The organism is Methanotorris igneus Kol 5, assembly GCF_000214415.1.
GTDB lineage: Archaea > AGJL01 > Methanococci > Methanococcales > Methanococcaceae > Methanotorris > Methanotorris igneus.
Window position 1 is genome coordinate 284,081 of record NC_015562.1, and the last position, 20,784, is coordinate 304,864.

17 protein-coding genes and 1 CRISPR repeat array are annotated in these 20,784 nt (G+C 33.0%); of the genes, 8 read left to right on the forward strand and 9 right to left on the reverse strand.

All coding sequences use genetic code 11. The annotated features are described in order from the left end of the window. The first annotated feature begins 3 nt into the window (after window positions 1-3). Window positions 4-762 (forward strand): phosphate ABC transporter ATP-binding protein PstB, encoded by a 759-nt coding sequence (gene pstB / locus METIG_RS01375; RefSeq protein WP_013798447.1) that lies wholly within the window; start codon window positions 4-6, stop codon window positions 760-762. Between the two features lie 63 nt (window positions 763-825). Further along, window positions 826-1,512 (forward strand): phosphate signaling complex protein PhoU, encoded by a 687-nt coding sequence (phoU, locus tag METIG_RS01380; RefSeq protein WP_013798448.1) that lies wholly within the window; start codon window positions 826-828, stop codon window positions 1,510-1,512. Between the two features lie 7 nt (window positions 1,513-1,519). On the opposite strand, the gene tes is transcribed toward phoU, so the two are convergent. From tes to METIG_RS01410, 6 genes are all read right to left on the reverse strand, one after another. Continuing rightward, entirely contained in the window at window positions 1,520-3,049 is a 1,530-nt protein-coding gene (gene tes, locus METIG_RS01385; RefSeq protein ID WP_245527631.1) for a tetraether lipid synthase Tes, read from the reverse strand. Window positions 3,050-3,091: 42 nt separating this feature from the next. Continuing rightward, on the reverse strand, window positions 3,092-3,529 hold the full coding sequence (locus tag METIG_RS01390; protein WP_083809504.1) for a helix-turn-helix domain-containing protein: 438 nt from the start codon (window positions 3,527-3,529) through the stop codon (window positions 3,092-3,094). 323 nt (window positions 3,530-3,852) lie between these two features. Next, window positions 3,853-5,457, reverse strand: a complete 1,605-nt coding sequence (locus METIG_RS09090; RefSeq protein WP_013798451.1) for a Coenzyme F420 hydrogenase/dehydrogenase, beta subunit C-terminal domain — start codon at window positions 5,455-5,457, stop codon at window positions 3,853-3,855. Further along, window positions 5,454-5,642 carry a hypothetical protein gene (locus tag METIG_RS01400; RefSeq protein WP_013798452.1) on the reverse strand — a complete coding sequence of 63 codons (189 nt, stop codon included), beginning with the start codon at window positions 5,640-5,642 and terminating at the stop codon, window positions 5,454-5,456. The genes METIG_RS09090 and METIG_RS01400 overlap by 4 nt, the downstream gene beginning before the upstream one ends. 88 nt (window positions 5,643-5,730) lie before the next feature. Continuing rightward, a complete protein-coding gene (gene cooS, locus METIG_RS01405) occupies window positions 5,731-7,608 on the reverse strand; it encodes an anaerobic carbon-monoxide dehydrogenase catalytic subunit (RefSeq protein WP_013798453.1) in 1,878 nt (625 codons plus the stop codon). Next, on the reverse strand, window positions 7,595-8,098 hold the full coding sequence (locus METIG_RS01410; RefSeq protein ID WP_013798454.1) for a 4Fe-4S dicluster domain-containing protein: 504 nt from the start codon (window positions 8,096-8,098) through the stop codon (window positions 7,595-7,597). The genes cooS and METIG_RS01410 overlap by 14 nt, the downstream gene beginning before the upstream one ends. Before the next feature lie 394 nt (window positions 8,099-8,492). On the opposite strand from METIG_RS01410, the gene METIG_RS01415 reads away from it, so the two are divergent. The 4 genes from METIG_RS01415 to METIG_RS01430 all read left to right on the forward strand — a co-directional run bounded on the left by METIG_RS01415 (window position 8,493) and on the right by METIG_RS01430 (window position 11,464). Further along, window positions 8,493-9,461: a hypothetical protein gene (locus tag METIG_RS01415; protein WP_013798455.1), complete on the forward strand. Its 969-nt coding sequence runs from the start codon at window positions 8,493-8,495 to the stop codon at window positions 9,459-9,461. A gap of 16 nt (window positions 9,462-9,477) precedes the next feature. After that, window positions 9,478-9,780, forward strand: a complete 303-nt coding sequence (locus METIG_RS01420) for an FUN14 domain-containing protein (protein WP_013798456.1) — start codon at window positions 9,478-9,480, stop codon at window positions 9,778-9,780. A gap of 67 nt (window positions 9,781-9,847) precedes the next feature. Further along, window positions 9,848-10,870: a nucleotidyltransferase domain-containing protein gene (locus METIG_RS01425; RefSeq protein WP_013798457.1), complete on the forward strand. Its 1,023-nt coding sequence runs from the start codon at window positions 9,848-9,850 to the stop codon at window positions 10,868-10,870. 12 nt (window positions 10,871-10,882) lie between these two features. Then, a complete protein-coding gene (locus tag METIG_RS01430) occupies window positions 10,883-11,464 on the forward strand; it encodes an FmdE family protein (protein WP_013798458.1) in 582 nt (193 codons plus the stop codon). A 254-nt stretch (window positions 11,465-11,718) separates the two neighbouring features. Continuing rightward, window positions 11,719-12,054: a CRISPR direct-repeat array (repeat unit 37 nt; unit sequence GTTTCCATCCTTGTTTTAATGGATGAGATATTCAAAC). A 598-nt stretch (window positions 12,055-12,652) separates the two neighbouring features. On the opposite strand, the gene METIG_RS01435 is transcribed toward METIG_RS01430, so the two are convergent. From METIG_RS01435 to proS, 3 genes are all read right to left on the reverse strand, one after another. After that, window positions 12,653-14,560 (reverse strand): beta-CASP ribonuclease aCPSF1, encoded by a 1,908-nt coding sequence (locus METIG_RS01435; RefSeq protein ID WP_013798459.1) that lies wholly within the window; start codon window positions 14,558-14,560, stop codon window positions 12,653-12,655. 192 nt (window positions 14,561-14,752) lie between these two features. After that, window positions 14,753-15,403: an archaeal proteasome endopeptidase complex subunit beta gene (psmB, locus tag METIG_RS01440; protein WP_013798460.1), complete on the reverse strand. Its 651-nt coding sequence runs from the start codon at window positions 15,401-15,403 to the stop codon at window positions 14,753-14,755. A gap of 66 nt (window positions 15,404-15,469) precedes the next feature. Beyond that, the gene (proS, locus tag METIG_RS01445; protein WP_013798461.1) at window positions 15,470-16,846 is read right to left on the reverse strand and encodes a proline--tRNA ligase; all 1,377 of its coding nucleotides are present in this window, start codon (window positions 16,844-16,846) and stop codon (window positions 15,470-15,472) included. A 417-nt stretch (window positions 16,847-17,263) separates the two neighbouring features. On the opposite strand from proS, the gene METIG_RS01450 reads away from it, so the two are divergent. Further along, a complete protein-coding gene (locus METIG_RS01450; RefSeq protein ID WP_013798462.1) occupies window positions 17,264-17,944 on the forward strand; it encodes a hypothetical protein in 681 nt (226 codons plus the stop codon). A 2-nt stretch (window positions 17,945-17,946) separates the two neighbouring features. Beyond that, window positions 17,947-20,781, forward strand: coding sequence for a leucine--tRNA ligase (gene leuS / locus METIG_RS01455; RefSeq protein ID WP_013798463.1), 2,835 nt, complete (start codon window positions 17,947-17,949; stop codon window positions 20,779-20,781). Window positions 20,782-20,784 lie beyond the last annotated feature (3 nt).

The window sequence follows — 20,784 nt, forward strand, 5'->3', positions numbered from 1 at the left end:
ATTATGGAAAAAATAAAAATGGAATCTAAAAATTTAAGCCTTTGGTATGGTGAAAAACAGGCTTTAAAAAATATTAACATGCCTATTTATGAAAATAGAATAACAGCAATAATTGGGCCAAGTGGTTGTGGTAAGTCAACGTTTTTGAGATGCTTAAACAGAATGAATGATTTAATTCCAAATGTGAGAATAAAAGGAGAGGTTTATTTAGATGGAAAGAACATATATGATAAAGATGTTGATGTCGTCGCATTGAGGAAGAGAGTAGGGATGGTCTTCCAAAAGCCCAATCCATTCCCAATGAGCATTTATGATAATGTTGCCTATGGTCCGAGGATTCATGGAATAAAAGATAAGGATAAGTTGGATGAAATTGTTGAATGGGCTCTGAAAAAAGCAGCGTTGTGGGATGAAGTCAAAGATGATTTAAAAAAATCTGCCCTCAGACTCTCTGGAGGACAGCAGCAGAGGCTTTGCATTGCAAGGGCTATTGCTGTTAAACCAGAGGTAATTTTGATGGATGAACCATGTTCTGCATTAGATCCAATCTCAACATTAAAAATAGAGGATTTGATGGTTGAACTTAAAAAGGACTACACCATTGTTATAGTAACTCACAACATGCAACAGGCAAGTAGAGTTTCAGATTACACGGCCTTTTTCATGATGGGAGAGTTAGTTGAGTTTGATAAGACAGAGAAAATATTCTTAGAACCAAAAGATAAAAGAACAGAAGAATACATTAGCGGTAAATTTGGTTAAAAAGAAAACTTTAAATGTGGCAAAACAAAATTTTAAAATATTTTAAAATAAGGATGTGGGATAATGACAAGAGAAGCTTTTTATACAAAACTCGAGGAAATAGAGGAAGATGTTCTAAAAATGGGGGAGTTATGTGCCAAAGCAACAACTAACGCAGTAAAGGCATTTTTAGACAATGACAAAGAATTGGCTAAAAAAATTAGAAAAGAAGATGATGAAATCGACAAAATGGAAATAGACATAGAAGAAAAATGCATATCTTTAATTGCTTTACAACATCCAGTTGCAAGTGATTTGAGAGAAATACTCACAATTATAAAAATCATTTCAAAATTGGAAAAGGTTGGAGATAACGCATCAAAAATTGCTAAAATTGTGTTAAAATCTGAATTAAATATAAAAAGGGAAAATGAAATATTGAACATAATGGTTGACTATCTTGAAAGCATGTTGAGGGATGCGTTAATTGCATTTAAAACAAAAAATGAGGCATTGGCAAGAGAGGTTTATAATAGAGATAAAAAGATAGATAAGTTGTATGAGCAACTTTATAGGGAAATGATTAGCTACATGATTGAAAATCCAAAGAACATAACAATGGCCACAGAAACCATCTTTGTTGCAAAGTATTTGGAAAGAAATGGTAATATAATTGCCTCAATTGGAGATAGGGTAGTTTATATGATAACTGGAGAAAGGATAAAAGAGGAAGAATTAGAAGAAAAATTAGAAAAAGATAAAAACAATTAAAAAATAATTAAACAACCAATTGGTCGCTTATACTTTTATTGCCTCTATTTTCATCCCTATTTTTTAATCTTTCTTTCCACTCTTCAATTGGTATTGAGAATTTTTCTTCAACTTCTTTTCTATGAATGGTGTTGTAGGCACAGAATGGAATTATCCTCCCATCTGGTGTAGCATAATGGATAACGCATCTCTTAACTCTATTTACATCATAGTTGTATGGATCCATAAAGTGCATACAACCAATCATTAATGTGTTGTAGTGGAAGTTTGTAAGGGCATCATAATTTCCCTTAAGGATTTCTACTATAAGTTCAATAAGTTTTAAGTTTTTTGGAGCTTTTGATTTATCCATTAATTTAGGTAGTTCTTTTGCTATATGCAATATTGCCTTCGCCTTACCTAATTTTGATGAGATTAAGTCTTCCTTAGCTTCATTTAACAACTCGATAAATCCTTCAACATCAAAGAACCTTGTAATAGGTATCAACTTACCATCCTCAACAAAAACATAAGTAGCAGCTCCGCAGTGTTGATGGCAACTTAACTTTACTTTTGTCATATTTGTCCATGTATCAACGAACAGTGATATTGGCACTACAAAAGGAACTGGATAAAAATCTTCTTTAGATATTTCTCCATTTGTTTGTTCTTCAACTAACTTAATGAAATCAGGGATCGTTATTCTGTGCTTTAATCTTTTTGATTCGTCAATCCTTCCAGTGAATGATACAGGTTGGAAATTTACACTTCTTACAACATCTATGTTTTCCATAGCAAATTTAATCAAGCTTCCTACTTGGTCATCATTAATTCCTTTTGCCAATGTTGGGACTAAAACAACGCTATTAAACCCAATTTTTCTACAGTTTTCTATGACTTTAAGTTTTGTTGGTAATAGGTTCCTATTTCTCGAAATTAGGTAGGGTTTTTCTGTCACTCCATCAAATTGTAAGTAAATTGTTGATAAACCCGCCTCTTTTAATGTTTTTAAATAAGTTAGATTTTTTAACTTAACCCCATTTGTGGCTATCTGGATATGTATAAATCCCATTTCTCTTGCTAATTTTATCAACTCTGGTAAATCATCCCTAACTGTTGGCTCCCCCCCAGCAAATTGAATAGCAGGACATGGTGGATTCTCATTTCTTAAAAGTTTCATCATTTCCTTTATTTCTTCAAAGGTTGGTTCATAAATTTTCTTTGTATGGTTAGCATTGGCAAAGCAAATTGGGCAATTTAAATTGCATCTGTTTGTAACATCAATATTTGCTAAGATTGTTGTTGATGTGTGGTTTGGACAGAGACCACAATCATAAGGACAGCCCTTTTCAATATTTGTATTAGTTACCTCTATGCTTCCGATATACTCATATTTATTAAATTTCTTGTATAATTCAGCATCTCCCCAATATATGTCCTTAAAATGCCCATGTTCTGGACATTTCTTTTCTATTATAACTTTACCATCTTCTTCTTTTATTTCGGCAGATATTTGTTTTAAACAAATAGGACATAAGGATATGGTTTTCATTTTAATCCCCCAATTCATAGGTTTTGTTTTTTATTTTTTAGTGTTTCTTTAGTGTTCTTTGTTGCTATCATCAATAATAATCTTTACAGGCAAAAATGGAATCTTTATTTCTTTCTTTTTAAGTTTTTTATCAAGCATAAATACGTCATTTAATTTCTTTTGGAGGGATTTTGATAATTTCTTCACAACTTCACTCGGAGGAATTGCTGAATATAGATAAGGCCTTTTCCCTAATCCCTCTTTTTCTAATTTTTTTCTATTGACAAGTCCTTCTTCATACATTTCTAATATAATTTCCCTAACAGTTGAAGGATATATTCCTGTTCCATGGGCTATTTCATCAACAGTACTTTCTCCATATTTTCTTAAGTATATGTATATTTTTGCCTTAACCTCACTTGACAAAAGGCTTGCCAAACTGTTTATTAATGCTTTATCCACATTTTCAATGGTTTTTTTAATTTGTTCTGTTTTTTGGTTGTTCATGCTATCATTTTTATCAATTTTATCCGGAGTTTCGTTTGACATATCAATCCCCATTTTGTAATTTTGTCCTCGATAATAAGACAATATAATTAATTTGATAATATGGATATATAAAGATTACTATTAACTTCCAAAAAAGAAGATCTGTAAATATATTGATATTATGTTTAGAAATTGATAAAATCTCTAAACAAAACCCTAATTTAACTATATGGCTTAAAAAGAGAACACCTACATTCTTTAAAATTTATTTTGGGTAATAAAAAGTATAAAAGTTCTAAATACAAAAACTCAAAAATCATAGAGATTTAAAAAAGCAAATTTTAGAATTTCTGAACAATCATTAACTTTGCAGCATTCTTTATTTTGCCATTTTCAATATTTATTGCATCTGTTGGACATACTAAGTAACAGCAAGGCAATTCATCATTTTCAATCCTATCAATGCATCCATCACATTTAATAAGCTCAAATTTCTGAACAAATCTTGGAAGTCCAAATGAAGAAATTTCAATGTCCTCACTAACCTCAATCTTTGGATGACCAAATGGACATGCGTTTATACACATCTTACATCCTATACATTTATCATTATCTACAACAACATGGCCATTTTTGATATACAATGCCTTTTCTGGACATACTCTTACACATGGTGCATCTACACAATGCATACATTTTATTGGGGCATAGAAAATCTCATCAACTTGCACAATATCGATTCTATTTTTGTTATTGTTTATTGTACATGAGATTTCGCAAGCTCTACATCCAATGCAGTATTTTGGTTCAATATAAATGTTTGTTTTGTTGTCATTGTTTGATATGATGTTTATTGGAATATCCTTTAATTCCATTTCATAGTAGTTTATGCGTTCTTTTCTTTTTTCAAAGAGTTCAACAATTTCATTTAGGGATGATTTCATTCTTATGTTGTTATTTTCAACAAATTCTTTTGCCTTTGTTCTTTTTAATTTTGTGAATTTCTCCAAGAATGCTAAACCTTTCTGTATTTTTGGGTCTTCTTTATCATAAATCTCAATGTATCCCTTCTTAAGTGCTTTTTCAAATAATTCTTTCCCTTTTTTGCTCATAATGATTACTGTATTCCATCCATCTGGACTTCCCATACTCCCTATGTTGATATCTGCAAATCTTGAATACAACTCAGGACATTGGTGGCAACACTCATCACACAAATCATCCAATTTTGATACTGGAATTGATTTTTCTCCGTCTTTTGTGTAGAATATCATTTTTCCTTTGTTGATATCGACCTTTATAACATCCTCAACCTTCAACCCCAAATCTTCAACGATTTTTTTGAATGTGGTATATGAGAAGTTGTGAGTACACAATATACCTATTTTATAATGCACGTTATATTTTCTGAAATATGTCTTTTCCATATTATGCAAAGCCCTTATTTGGCAAGGTAATCCAACAACTGCAATTTTTTTATCTTTACTTACAACTTCATCGTGCAATTTTGATAAAACTGGAACAAATGTATATTTTGAACCAAGTGTTTTTAGGAGTGTTTCTTTATCTTCAACTGTCACAACATCTGGCTTCCACTCTTCCTTATTTCCAGCACAAATGCTAATTACTCCATCTTCAAGTAAAGTGTAAACTAAGGTTGATGTAATCCCACCATCTTGACAATTTTTGAGGATTTCTTTTATTGTACTCCTTGCAATGACAATTTCCATATATTCTGTTGGGGTTGTGTAGAGCTCTTCCTCAATATCAATTTGTGGACAAACCACTCTGCAGAGATTTCTCTCACAGGCCTCACAAAACCCTTTATCTTCAATTGTTGGGTTATCTAAGCCAACTTTTAAAGCATTGGAAGGACATACTGAAATACATGCTCCACAAAATGAACACAACTTATGTTCAACGCACTCTTTAATATTCCCACTCATAAAACCACCCTTTTTAAGTATTCCTTTCTTCTACACTCTTCACAAATCTCAAAGTCAATGTTAAGACTGATGTTTTTGGATTGCAATCTTTTTTGAACTTCTTCAGTATTTTCTATAATTTCAATGTCCTTGCCGCAAATTTTGCATTTTCCTTTTTTTAGCACGTAAGGATTTTTAACCTCCATAATATCCCCCAAAACAAAAGTAAAACAAATAAATCATGTAAAAATAAATAAATTGATAAAATCAATAAATGATAAATCAGTAAATCAATTAAATGCCCAATTTTTCCCTCTTTTCTTCTATATGTTTGATTATCAATTTTGCCGCTTTAACTGGGTCTGTTTCTACTGCAAACTTTCCACCAACAAGTTTTTCTGCATCCTGTGTTGCAATCTTAACAACCTCTTTACTTCCCAATATTGGTGGAACAACTCCCAAGACAGTAAATACCCCACTTGCAACAAAGTATGTTCCAATTGCAACCGCTTTTTCACTCATCCATTCTGGGGCTGCTCCAGCAACTGGTAAATCTGAAATATCAACACCCAATGCCTCAGCAAGAGCCCCCAACAATACCAAGATTCTTGAGCAATCCACACAAGAACCTAAATGTAATACAGGAGGTACATTCAATGCCTTACAAACTTCTTTAAGCCCATCTCCAGCCAATTCTATAGCATCAAGTGATAAAAGCCCTGCTTCAGCACATGCAATAGCAGCACAACCTGTTTGAACAACAAGTATGTCATTTTTAATTAATTCTTTTGTAAGTTCAACATGTGCATAGTTGTGTTTTACCTTTGGATTGTTACATCCAACAATTCCCACAGCACCTTTTATTTTACCACTTTTGATTGCATCTATGAGTGCATCTAAGCTTCCTCCAAGAGCAGAGAGAATTGCCTCAACTGAAAATCCAACAATGCACTCTTTTTTCTCATTTGGGATATGCACTGATTTTTTCCTATTTTTGAAGTTTTCAATGGCAGTTTTTACTATTTCTTTTGCAATCTCATCTGCATTCTCCTCATTAAACTCAATATGCACAGCCCCAGGGAATTTTGCCTGTTTTGATGTTGATATGATTTTTGTGTGGTAACATTTTGCAATATCTGGGAGAGAAGGCATTATACACTGCACATCAACAACCATTGCCTCAACAGCTCCAGTTATTATAGCCAATTCTTGCTGTAAGAAGTTTCCAGCAACAGGTACTCCATGCCTTACTAACAACTCATTTCCAGTGCAGCACATACCACAGACGTTTATTCCTTCTGCCCCAACCTCTTTTGCAAGTTTTTGCATTTCCTCACTTTCTGCAGCCTCAACAATCTTTTCAGATAGGATTGGCTCATGCCCATGTACAATAATATTTACCTTCTTTTCATCTAAAACTCCCAAATCTGCAAAACCTTTAACTGGTTGAGGGGTTCCAAATAGTATATCTTGTAATTCTGTTGCAAGTAAACTTCCTCCCCAACCATCTGCAAGAGATGTTTTTATTGATTGAACAATTAATGATAATGGGTCATTATCTACCCCAATACTTGTTCTGTGCATTATGTCAACAACTTCTCTATCGATGTTCCTTGGCAAAACCCCCAAGGATTTCCACAATTCAAATCTTTTCTTTGGAGCGTATGCTTTTAAAAAGTTCAAGGTATCTTCATTTTGCCTCGAGAAGTCCTCAAGTGCCTTTTTTGCTATTTCTTTTGCAATTTCTTCATCACTTTTCCCTTCAATCTCTATGCCCAATTTAGTTGCAACGCTCTTTAATTTTTCTTTGTCTTTTATTGGATATGGTGCCTTCCCCTCTGCCCCTTCAAGTAATGTGAGTGCAACACCTCTTCCATGGTCAGAGTGTGCTGCAGTACCTGCTGCCACCATCCTTGCAAAGTTTCTTGCGACAATTGTATCTGCTGTTGCCCCACAGACACCTTTTCTTGGTTCTCCACCAAATGGATCTATTCTACATGGCCCCATAGTACAGTTTCTACAACATATCCCTAATTGTCCAAAACCACAATGAGGTTCTTGTTTTTCAAGTCTATCCCATGTAGTTTCAATTCCTTTCTCTTTTGCAATGCTTAACATCTCTTTTGTTGGTTGTGAAATGGTTAACTCATTTATTTTATCATTTGCACTCATGGACACCACCGATTGCCACTATTTTAAGCATAGATTTTAGATACTTTTTTCTTTTTTCTTTAATTAGTTCCAAAATATCTCCATACTGCAATGCCCCAGTTTTACATGCACTAACGCATGCTGGATTTCCCCCACACAAATCACATTTTAAAACCTTGCTTTCCCCTACATCAATGGACATTGCTCCAAATGGACAAACCATTACACATGCTTTGCATCCGATGCACTTTTCTTTTTCAACTACAACTGCCCCATCTTCTTTTTTGATGGCATTTGAAGGACATGCAGCCATGCATGGAGCATTTTCGCAATGCCTACATTGGAGTGGTACAGCAACGCCCATATATTCCACAAAAATTCTTGGTTTTGGTGTAGGTTCTGCATATATTGCTTCAAAAATGCTGTCTTTCCCAGAGTGGGATACAGCACACTGAATTTGGCAACTTTTACATCCAATGCAACGTTCTGGATTTACAAATATGGATTTCATGTGTATCATCCCTTTACGTATTGAGTAGATATTATATATAATATATTTCGCAATTATAATAGAACTAATCAATGCGTATAAAATCGTAGCTTACATTACGATATTTGATAAACTTTGTAGGTTAAAAAATTTTCTATTTGTTCTTTTGTAATAAAAATGGAAAATAAAAAATGTAAATATTAAGCAAAAAATGAGAAAAAAGTAAGAAGCGTTAGAATAAGCAAAAGGACGACAATATTCGAAAAAATTAACAAAAATAAACTTTCAAATATTTATATATACAAAACATAAAAATTTATTAATTATGTTTGTTAAAGTTATGTATAGGCTTAATGACAACAGTCAATATGTATAGAAAATTATTGCGAGTTATGTAGTAAATTGAGGTGTTTTGATGAGCAATATCAAAAAGATTGCATTAGTGACGATATTTTTACTATTCTTTTGTGGGTGTGTAGAAACTTTGAGTGTAAAAGAGGTTGTAAATAATAGTCCATATACACACTTTGTATATTTAAGTAAAGATGCTATAAACGAATTTATAAAAGAAAATCCAAACATTATTAAAGAAAAGGGGATTCCAGAAGATTTGTTGTCCATCATTACATCATTCATGACAGGCATATACATTAACAAAGATGACCAAAGTCAAATAGCAATAAAAACTCCCTTATGGATGCTTGGAAAATTATATCAAAATGAAAATATTATAGCAAGTAATGGATATATCCTAATAAATACAAAAACAATAAATAAGCCAAATCCAAAATTCAGAGACTATTTGCCAAACTATAACGATATTGTGTCTTATGATGAAGATAGGGCAATGAGTATAAAAATAGATGCATACACGCATATAGGACTTGTAACGAAAAAGGATGAGTATCTCAAAAAAATCCTCAAAGGTCTTAAAAGTATTGGAAAGATAAAGGTTATTAATACCTCTGTTATTGAAAAAGATGGATACATCATCGCAAATATTACTTGTGAACCAATATCATTGGATATTAACTATCTAAAAGAAAACATAAACCTCGACTTAAAACCACCAATAACTGTTAACGTCGTAGGATGGGAAAAAATAAACGAAAATGAATACAAAAAAGGTTTACACTTTATAAAAGTGTATATATTGCCAGTTAACAAAGAAACTATGAAGGAACTAATAAATGAGCAAATAACTAACGAAATGGGTAATATTGAAAAAGTTAAAGATTCAAAATATAAAGATTGGAACATTGAAGAATACATGAAGAACAATATTAAGACATACATTGGATACAAAGAAGTTGAATATGGAACAGTATGTATTATAACAGACAGTTTAAACAATTTGGATGACGTTAACGTGCATTTAACATAAAAAAGGAGTTGGAAATATGGATATTGCTCAATTTATTCCAGATTTGGGTAGTGGATTTGTAATTGGGTTTGTCATTGGATGGGCTGCAAAAAAAGCCATTAAAGTGCTCATAGCACTAATTGGATTGTATCTATTAAGCTTATTGTATTTGGCGAATCTTGGAGTTATTAGTATTAATGAAAATGCACTTTTGGCGTTAATAGGTAGTGTAGAGAACTCAGTCATTGCCTATGGAAGTCAATTAACGGGGCTAATTCACTCAATTTCCTTGGGGAGCGGATTTGCTGTTGGATTTGCCATAGGGTTTAAGAAAGGATAAATTAATTTATTTTTGTTTTTCTATTTTATTTTTGCTACATTAATTTAAAATTTAAAAAGGGGATACTATGAGGGTTAGATTGAGGGATTTTGTTGAAACTAAGGAAGGACTATTTTTTGCAGTTAATACTTATTACCATCCAGAGGATAGAGTTTTGTGTTTTTTGAGGTATGTAAATTTGGATTTGGTTAAAGATGAGAATTTAAATTTAAACAGTAATAATATCAGAATTTTGAATGGAAAGAAATACATAAAGATGGCAGAGACAGAAAAGGCATATAAATTCTTAGAAAATTACTTCCCCGAATATTTATTTTATGATGAAGTCAATGATGTCCTTATGCATTCTGTTCCAAATGAAAGAATTAAAAGAATTTTAAGGCCTAATGAAAGGTTGAAAGAACTACTAAACTTAGACAACCCTAACGAACTGGAAGAAAAATGTATAAAATTGGCTGATATTCTGCATGATTATGGCATTCCTTACAAACACATGGGTATTTCTGGCTCTATGGTTTTGAAGTTGAGCAATTCAAACTCAGATATTGACTTTGTAATTTACGGCATGGAGAACCACAAAAATGCAAGAGAAGCATTAAAAAATGCTTTTGAGGATAAAAAACTTTCTCCACTATCAAATGAATTCTGGAAAAAGGCTTATGAAAAGAGGATAAAGGATAATACATTAACCTTTGAAGAATTTGTTTGGCATGAAAAGAGAAAATTTAATAGGGGAGTTATCGATGGAGTTATGTTCGATTTGCTTGCAACGAGAGAATGGGATGAGATAACTGAGAAGTACGGGGAGAAAAGATACAGAAGTTTAGGATTCGTTGAGGTTGAAGGCGTTGTTGTGGATGCAACCTATGCATTTGATAACCCTGCGGTGTATAGAATTGAGTGCGATGATGATGAGATAAAAGAGGTTGTTTCGTTTACCCACACCTACGCGGGACAGTGTTTTGAAGAAGAAGTTGTTGTTGTAAGAGGAAAATTAGAGGAAGTTATTTATAATGGGGAAAGTTATAAAAGGGTTGTCGTTGGAACTTCAAGGGAGGCATTTAATGAATATATAAAACTAAAAAAATAATTTGGTGAGAGTATGGATGAAGAACTAAAAAAAGTTATAGAGTTTCATGGACACTTTTGTCCGGGATTGGCGATAGGATATAGAGTTGCGAAGTATGTAAAAAACCACTTCAAAAAATCGGAGGATGAGGAGTTGGTAGCGATAGTAGAGAATAATGCATGTGGAGTTGATGCAATTCAGTATATGCTAAGTTGCACATTTGGAAAGGGGAATCTAATATTTAAGGATAATGGAAAACATGTCTATACATTTTATTCAAGAGAAAGCAATAGAGCAATAAGGATTTATGTTAAAAAGAACTTTTTTGAGGAATTTGATGATATATTAAGAAAGTTTAATACAGGGAAACTGTCTGAAGAAGAAATGCAGATATTCAATCAGAGAAGAAAAGAAATTTCAGAAAAGATTTTGAGCATGGATGAAAAAGAGCTTTTTGATGTTAGAGAGGTTGATATCGAACCCCCAAGAAAAGCAAGATTATTCCCATCGATAAAATGTCAAGAATGTGGAGAATATTTTATGGAAATTAAGGGAAGGGTTATCAATGGCAAAATTGTTTGCAAAGAATGTTTCGAAAAATTGTTGAAGAATTAATTAAAGTAAAATTTTAATACTTTGCTTTTTGTTTTTTTAATTGTTATTTTTTATTACCCTAATCCCCACCAAAAATATAAGTTCTAATTTTTATCATGCATTTGAATATTTACAAATGTTGATTAATTTTTTAATGAAGTTTTTTGTAGAAAATTGCTAATGCCATTTTACTTTTTTTATATAAAGCAACTAAAAAACAGAGTTTATATTTTGATTTTAAAAATTTAAATCTATAAGTATTATCTAATTCTTCTGTTTCCAGCCATGTTTTAATGGATAAGGTATTCAAACTGGGGTTAGGTGACTATGGAGATGTGATTTCCAGAGAGTTTCCATCCTTGTTTTAATGGATGAGATATTCAAACCTGAGGGGGAAGAATGATTGATTTGGAAAAATTAGGTTTCCATCCTTGTTTTAATGGATGAGATATTCAAACTAAGGTCAATAGAGAAGACAAACAAAGCACTTGAGTAGTTTCCATCCTTGTTTTAATGGATGAGATATTCAAACAAAAAATTGAAAAACCAGATATTAAACCAGAAATTAAACCTGGTTTCCATCCTTGTTTTAATGGATGAGATATTCAAACCCTATAACTTTGTCCTTATTTTATGCCCAAACTCCTATATAAATCTTTCTTTTTCAACTCGAATTTTCTTACTACCCAATTATCAAACCCTTTATAAAAGTAAGAAAGATTGTGCAAGTTCTTTTTAAATCCAACGCACAACCACGCTAACAAATCTCCACAATTAGAACTTATTTTACACAATCTAAAATCAACTCAAACTTAAAACCACAAAAATAAAACCAAAAAACTAAAATAATTAAAAAATCTCAATTTTAATTCAAAAAAATCAGTAATACTTTTCCTCAATTTTCTAGTACCAAAATTCAACAGGGGGTATATAAAAGCAAGAAAAGTTAATTAAGAAATTTAATACATGATATTAAACTCCCTAAGAAGCACTGCCGAGCGAAGCGAAGCGGTGCATCCCTTTTGATGAAATCGAACCGTAAGGTTCGAGCTGCAAAACCGATAGGTTTTGCTTAACTTTTTTAAAGTTTCTTTTAGAGGTTTCATGGAGACGATAATCTGCTAATATGTTTTGATGGGAACTACGGTTTTTATTTTATTCCATTTTTTATTCTATGTTTTTATTATTCTATTTTGTTCTTATTTATCATTATTTTACCCTAATAGAATCCAAGTTCATTGGAGCTCTTGTTTCTCTCTTGAATAACTTATAAGCGGTACTTGCCAAATCAATACATTTGTTTGCCTCTCCGTGAATCATTAAGATTCTTTCTGGCATTGGTTTTAATTTTCTAAGGTATTTTATCAATTGTTTTCTGTCACTATGTCCAGAGAATCCTTCTAATGTGTGTATTTCCATTTTTATTGGGATGGATTTTGTTTTTCCATTCTTTGTTGTTATTGGAATTTCCTTCCAACCTTTCTGCACCTTTCTTCCAAGGGTTCCCTCTGCCTGATAACCAACAAATACCAATGTGTTTTTCTCATCAGGAGCAAGGTTCTTGAAGTATTCAACACTTGGTCCACCAGTGAGCATTCCAGAAGTTGCCAATATAATACATGGCTCATCACTATCAATGACTCTCCTTCTTTCATTTGTGCTACCTACTCTTTTAAATACCTCTGATAAGAACGGGTTATCCCCTTCATGGAATATTCTGTTTCTTATGACTTTTGATAGGTATTCTGGATATGCTGTGTGAATTGCAGTCGCTTCCCAAATCATACCATCAAGATAAACTGGAGCGTTGAAGACACCTTGGTTATACCCCTCTTCAAGAACGAGCATTAACTCCTGTGCCCTACCAACACCAAATACTGGGATTAGAACTTTTCCCCCTCTTTGCAATGTTTCAGACACAATTTTTAAAAGTTCTTTTTCCGTCTCTTCTTTTTCTGGCAATACGTCATCAAAGGAACCGTAAGTTGATTCAATTATTAATGTTTCCAACCTTGGGAATTGACAAACTGCAGGTTCCAATAACCTTGACGCTTCAAATTTAATATCTCCTGTGTAAGCAATGTTATACTGCCCATCTCCAATATGGCAGTGTGCTATTGCTGAACCCAATATATGCCCAGCATTGTGGAGAGTTAATTTTATTGTTGGCGTTATGTCTGTGGTAACACCATAGTCAATAGGTATTGTATGCTTTACACAAGTTTTGATGTCTTTTGCTGTATATGGAACATCTTTTCCTTCTTTTTCAGCAATATCCAAATAATCTTTAAACAAAAGTGTCATTAAGTCCCTTGTTGGTCTTGTACAGTAAACTGGTCCATCATAACCATACCTAAACAATCCAGGAACAAAACCACAGTGATCTAAGTGAGCATGGGTAATGACAACTGCATCAATCTCCTCAATGGAAAATTCGGGGGCGTCAAAATGAGGATATGCCCTATCTCCTTCAACAGCAATGTTTATTCCACAATCTATCAAAACTCTACTATCTGGTGTTTGCAAATATAAGCAAGTTCTACCAACTTCTCTTGCCCCACCTAAAAAAGAAACTCTTACCCAATAGTCCTCTCTTATTTTAATATCTCTGTGTATTCTTCTTCCAATTCTTCTTAAAATTTCCTTTACATCAGCCCTCTCTCTATATAATGTTGCTCTTATTGCTTTTATTGTTTCTGATGGAATGGGAGGAGTTCTTACTGGCTTGGGAGCCCATCTAATTGCCTTCTTTATTTCCTCTAATGTGCTACCTTCTTTTCCAATAACAAGCCCTGGCTTTTTTGATTCTATGATAACTTCTCCAGTGTTTGCGTCAAAAATACAGTTTGTAATTTCTGCATCGTCTGGAACAATTTCTAAAATCTTTTTCTTTGCAATTTCTGGATCTAATAAAACAGATGGGTCTGGTCTAATGGCAATCCTCTTTTTAAGATCTCTTGCAAGTTCCTTTATAAAAGAGTTTGTGAATATTTCTGGATTTTTTGCGTAAATTACAACTTCTGGCCCCTCAAATTGAACATCAGTAATAACTGCATTTCCGGGAGCTCTTTTAATTACTTCCTCTTTTATTTGATTTAGTAATTCTTCTGCTGACAAAACAACCATCCTCCTAAAATTTATGGTTAAAATTTGCTAAATGTACTAAAATTGAATTAAGTGCGATAAACTAAAATCTACATCAAACATTTTGAAAAGACATCCTTGAAATTCAAAAAAAAACATTTTTATCAAAGAAAAGAAATTTTTATTGTGATTAAATCTTTAAAATAAAAAAAACGAGTTATTTAGTTATTTCCTCTTTCTTTTAATTTTTTTTACCATTTTTTCAATTTCTTCATCTTCAAGTATTGTTACTCCCTCTTTATTTACGTATGCAAGGGAAATACCATTTCCAGAGAATGCATCTCTTTCCATAGCAGATATTAGTGCTTTAATAGCCAAGTTAAGGCCATCTTTCAGTGTCATGTCTTTGCTATACTCCAACTCCAGAATACCATAGGCAGTTGGAGAACCTGAACCAGTTGCTGTAAATGAACTTTCCTCATTTAACCCTCCAATTGGGTCAAGAGAGAACAGTCTTGGCCCATATAATAAATCATAACCTCCAATAATAAGTTGTGTTAAAAAAGGAAACATTCTATTACCGTGTAAAATATTGCTTATTAATGTAGCACATGATAATGGAGGGATATTTTTTCCAGTTCTCATTTTATATAGTTTTGCCTCTGCTGAAACATATCTTACAAGGGCTTGGGCATCCCCTACACTTCCTGCAATAGTCATTGCTATATAATCGTCTATCTTATATAACTTTTTCGCTTCTTTGTCGGCAATGAGATTCCCCATTGTTGCTCTCTTGTCTGTTGCTAAGACTACTGCATCATCACATATTAGACCTACTGTTGTAGTCCCTTTCATGTATTTTGCTCTTTCGTCCATTTAGTATCACCAAATAAGTTATAAATAAAAATAAAACTTAAAAATAAACAAAAATAAAATAGAGTTTTAGTATGTCCTTGCAATGGCAATATATTTGTTCCCCTTATACTCGGTTACACCTAAAACTGACGCTTCAACCTTATCCTCAAGTTCTTCATTGTAAATATCATCACTGTAAGGAATTAATATAACACCCCTCTTTTCACTTAAAATATTCTTTATTTCATCTATTTTACTTTCATCAAATTCAACAATTTTAATAAATGCATCAAATTTTTCCCATGCTCTATTTTTCATATTTTCACTTATAGTATTTAAAGTTTTTTCTATTTCATCTATTAATCCCTCATTATCATCAATTTGGAACTTCTCCCCAGTGTCCCTCCTGAATAACGTAATTTTTCCATTTTCGATATCCTTTGGCCCTATTTCAATTCTTAATGGAACTCCTTTTAATTCCCAATCATTGAACTTTCTTCCTGGTCTTATGTCTCTATCATCCAAATGAACTCTAAATTTATCTTTTAATAAGCTGTAAATTTCTTTTGCTTTATTCATGACCATTTCTTCTTTCCCTTTAAAGATTAAAGGCACTATAACAACTTGGATTGGTGCTACAATTGGAGGCAATATAAGCCCTTTCTCATCCCCATGGATTGCTATTATTGAGGCGATAACTCTATCAGAGATTCCATAGCATGTTTGGTATGCATAATCTTTTCCACCATCAGGGGTCTCAAATATAATTTCAAATGTTTTTGCAAAGTTTTGCCCCAAGTTGTGAACTGTTCCTATTTGCATAGTTCTTCCATCTGGGAAGATTGTGTCGAATGCCATTGTATAATCCGCACCAGGAAATTTGTCCCAATCAGGTCTTTTTGATACTAAATAAGGAATTCCTAATGTATCAAAGAACTTTTTGTAAATCTCTACTGCCTTTTTAACTTGCTCCTCTGCCTCTTCTTTTGTAGCATGTGCTGTGTGTGCTTCTTTAAATGTCATAATCTCTCTTAACCTTATTAATGGCCTTGTGTGCTTTGTCTCATATCTAAATGTATTTACTATTTGGTAGAGTTTTATTGGCAAGTCAGTATGGACTTTAACCCACAACTTCATCATGTAGTAAATTGGTGTTTCTGAAGTAGGTCTTAATGCCAACTTTACATCTAATGGTGTCTTCCCCCCATGAGTTACCCAATAGACCTCATCTTCAAATCCTTTTATATGCTCTGCTTCCTTAGCAAGTAAATCTTCTGGAATTAGCATAGGGAAAAGTGCCTCATCATGTCCTGTTTCATCTAAAAGTTTCCTTATTATCTCAAATGTGTATCTCCTTATCTTGAATCCATAAGGGAGGTAAACTCCACATCCCTTTATTGGATACCTAACGTCATAAATCCCTGCCCTTTCTAAAATCTCACTATACCACTCTGAGAATTCCATATCATCACCCTAATAATTTTAATAAGTATTGCCGAACATTCTTCAAATTGAATTTAAGATGATGATTTATAGTCGTGTGCGTTAGAAAATTTGGCAAAATCCCTTGGATTTTGCCGTATAGTTTGGAAATATACTATTGGTAAATTCTTAAAGATTTATCCCTTATTTCAAATTTTAAGGAAGAATAAAGATTATTAGAAATTCATTAATGCATAAATAAGTTTAAAAATCCACTGCAACCTTCGGTTGCAGGGAAGTTGAATAACTACGTTATTCAACTATTTCGCACACGACTATATGACACTCACTCGCAGAACGACTAATGTATAAATGAATTTCCTTTTTTAATAAAACAATAACTACAATTTATATATAAATGAAATGAAATTCAAAATATAAAAATATATGCGTGATGTTATGTTAGGTATAGCAACAAAACTAAGCCAAATAAACCAAAACGCATTAATTGAATTAAACAATAAGGTATATAAGTGCTTTGATTATCATGTTATCGATGCTGAAAAAACTCCACTAACAAATGAAAATATTTTAGAAAATTTAAGAAATGTAGTTTTAACTGTGCAGAGTCGGAGAAAGGACGTTTTTGAGTTGTTAGATTTTTATACATCTTATGATTTTGATATATGTATTGTTCTTGGGAATAGGCATTACTTATCAGATGAAGAGAAAAAATATAAAAGATTTGGGATTTTAGAGGTTATAAATAAATGTTTAAAAATAAAAGATAATTTATGGATAGGGACAGAAGGTGTAGAAGATATTGTCCAGCAAATTATAGAGGATAATGATTTAATCGCTTTCCACTTATATGGCTGTGAGTGTAATATAAATGCAAAAAAAGCCATATATGTGCCTTTTGCAAGTGAAATTAATAAGGATGTTTTAAAATCTATGGAAAACTACTTAAAAAGGAGGAAAAATTACAATGGAAATTGGCAAGATTATCTTATTTCTTTGAAGGATATAAAAAAGGATTTCATAAAAAATATAAAAAGCAAAAATGATATAATCGTAGGTTATCCAATAAAACCACACGTTCATGAAATCATGCATTTTAAAGAGGTATTTGGGGGATAATCATGAGCATCGATTTACAAAGCATAGAGAAAAAATGGCAAAAGAAATGGGAAGAGGCAAAGATTTTTGAGGCAGATCCAGATGATAGGGAGAAGTTCTTTATAACCGCGGCGTTCCCATACTTAAATGGTGTTTTACACGCTGGACATTTGAGAACCTTTACCATTCCTGAGGTTGTTGCAAGATATCAGAGGATGAAAGGGAAGAATGTATTATGGACTTTTGGATACCACGTTACTGGAACCCCAATTTTAGGGCTTGCTGAGCAGATAAAGGAGAGGAAAGGGAATATCATCTGGGCATACAACAAACTTCACAATATCCCAATGGATGAACTCTTAGAATTAACTACTCCTGAAAAAGTTGTTGAATACTTCTCAAAAAAGGCAACTGAAGCATTTAAAAGAATGGGTTTTGCATTAGATTGGAGAAGAAACTTCAAGACAGATGATGATGTTTTCAACAAATTTATCGAATGGCAATTTTACAAATTAAAAGAGAAGGGATACATTATAAAAGGTTCCCACCCAGTTAGGTACTGTCCAAAATGTGACAACCCAGTTGAGGACCACGATTTGTTGCATGGAGAAGAGGCTACATTGGTAGAGTATGTTTTAATTAAATTTGAATTGGAATTTGATAATGATAGATGCATCATGCCAATGGCAACATTGAGACCAGAGACAGTGTTTGGAGTTACAAACGTTTGGGTAAATCCAGAAGAAACTTATGTTAAAGCAAAGGTTTGGATTGAAAAAGAAACTGATGATGGTATTGAGTTAATAGACAATGGTATATGGATAATGAGCAAAGAATGTGCAGAAAAACTTGTTCACCAAGATAGGAAAGTAGAGATAATTAAAGAATTCAAAGGGGAGGAACTCATCAATAAGAAAGTTCTCAATCCAATAACAAAAAAAGAAGTCCCAATCTTCCCTGCAACTTTTGTCTCAACAGAGATTGGAACTGGATGCGTTATGAGTGTTCCAGCGCACGCTCCTTATGACTACGTTGCATTGAGGGATTTAGGGAAAGTTGAGGAGGTTGGATTAATTCCATTGATAAAGGTTGAGGGTTATGGCGAATTCCCTGCAAAAGAGATTGTAGAGAAGATGGGCATTAAAAGCCAGAATGATGAGAAATTGTTAGAGAAGGCAACAAACAAGATTTATAAGGATGAATTCCACAAAGGAGTTTTAAATGAAAACTGCGGAAAATATGCAGGACTTCCTGTTAGGGAGATAAAGGAAAAGTTAACAAAGGATTTCATAAAGAAAGGAATTGCAGAGATAATGTATGAATTTAGTGAGGAAAATGTTGTTTGTAGATGTGGAACAAAATGTATAGTTAAGACAGTTAAAGGACAGTGGTTCATAAAATATTCTGATGAAGAATGGAAGGAACTTGCCCACAAATGCGTAGATAGAATGAACTTCATCCCTGAAAGTGCAAGAAAAGAGTTCCACAACAAAATTGACTGGATGAAAGATAAGGCATGTGCAAGGAAAAAGGGGCTCGGAACAAAATTGCCATTTGATAAAGAATGGGTTATTGAGAGTTTATCCGACTCAACAATCTACATGGCATACTACACAATAGCTAAATTCATCAACGAGAAAGGCATAAAGCCAGAGCAATTGACTGAGAAGTTGTTTGATTATGTATTTTTAGGCAAAGGAAATGTTGAGGAAATTGAGAAGGAAACGGGACTTCCAAAGGACTTAATTGAGGAGATGAGGAAGGAGTTTTTATACTGGTATCCATTGGACTGGAGGTGCTCTGCAAAGGACTTAGTGCCAAACCACTTGACGTTCTTCATATTCAACCACGTAGCAATATTCCCTGAAGAACTTTGGCCAAGAGGTATTGTAGTTAATGGATATGTTACAATTGAAGGTAAGAAACTCTCAAAATCTAAGGGGCCTGTATTACCAGTTATGGAAGTTGCTGAAAAATACGGGGCTGATGTTGGAAGGTTTTACATAACAACATGTGCAGAACTTCCACAAGATGCAGATATTAAATTTAAAGAGATGGAAAGGGCAAAGGAAAACTTAATAAGGTTCTATGAATTTGCCATGGAGGTTATTGATTTATTTGAAAAAGATAAAGGAGGAGAACTCACCTACATAGATAAGTGGTTGTTGCATAAAACATATAAAGCGGTAAAAATAGCGGATGAGGCATTCTCAAATATTCAGTTGAGGAGAGCAGGGTTGTTATTCTATGAGTTGATGAATGATATTAGGTGGTATAAGAGAAGAGGAGGAAATAATCCAAAAGTTTTAATGGAGGTCCTTGAGGTTCTCGTTAAGTTAATGACACCATTCACCCCACACTTGTGCGAAGAGATTTGGGAAAAGATGGGCAAAGATACCTTCATATCCAATGAAAAATTCCCAGAAGTTAAGGAAGAGTTTATTGATGAAACATTGGAACTTGGAGAGGAATACATTAAATCAGTAATGGATGACATTAGGGAGATTATTGAGGTTACAAAAATCCAGCCAAAGAAGATCTATCTCTACACTGCAGACGATTGGAAGTATGAGATTTTAGAGATAATGAATGAGAACAAAGAAGATAGCATAAAACAATTAATGCCAAAGATTATGAAGAATGAGAAATTCAGAAAGTATGGAAAAGAGATTCCTAAATTAATACAACAATTAACAAAGATTGGAGTTAAAAAACCAATAAATGAAGCAGAAATCTTAAACAATGCAAAAGAATTCCTTGAGAAAGAGTTTGGTGCAGAGGTTATTATAAATGGAGAAGACATAAAAGGTAAAAAGAAACACGCTATTCCATACAAACCAGCAATCTATTTGGAATAAATT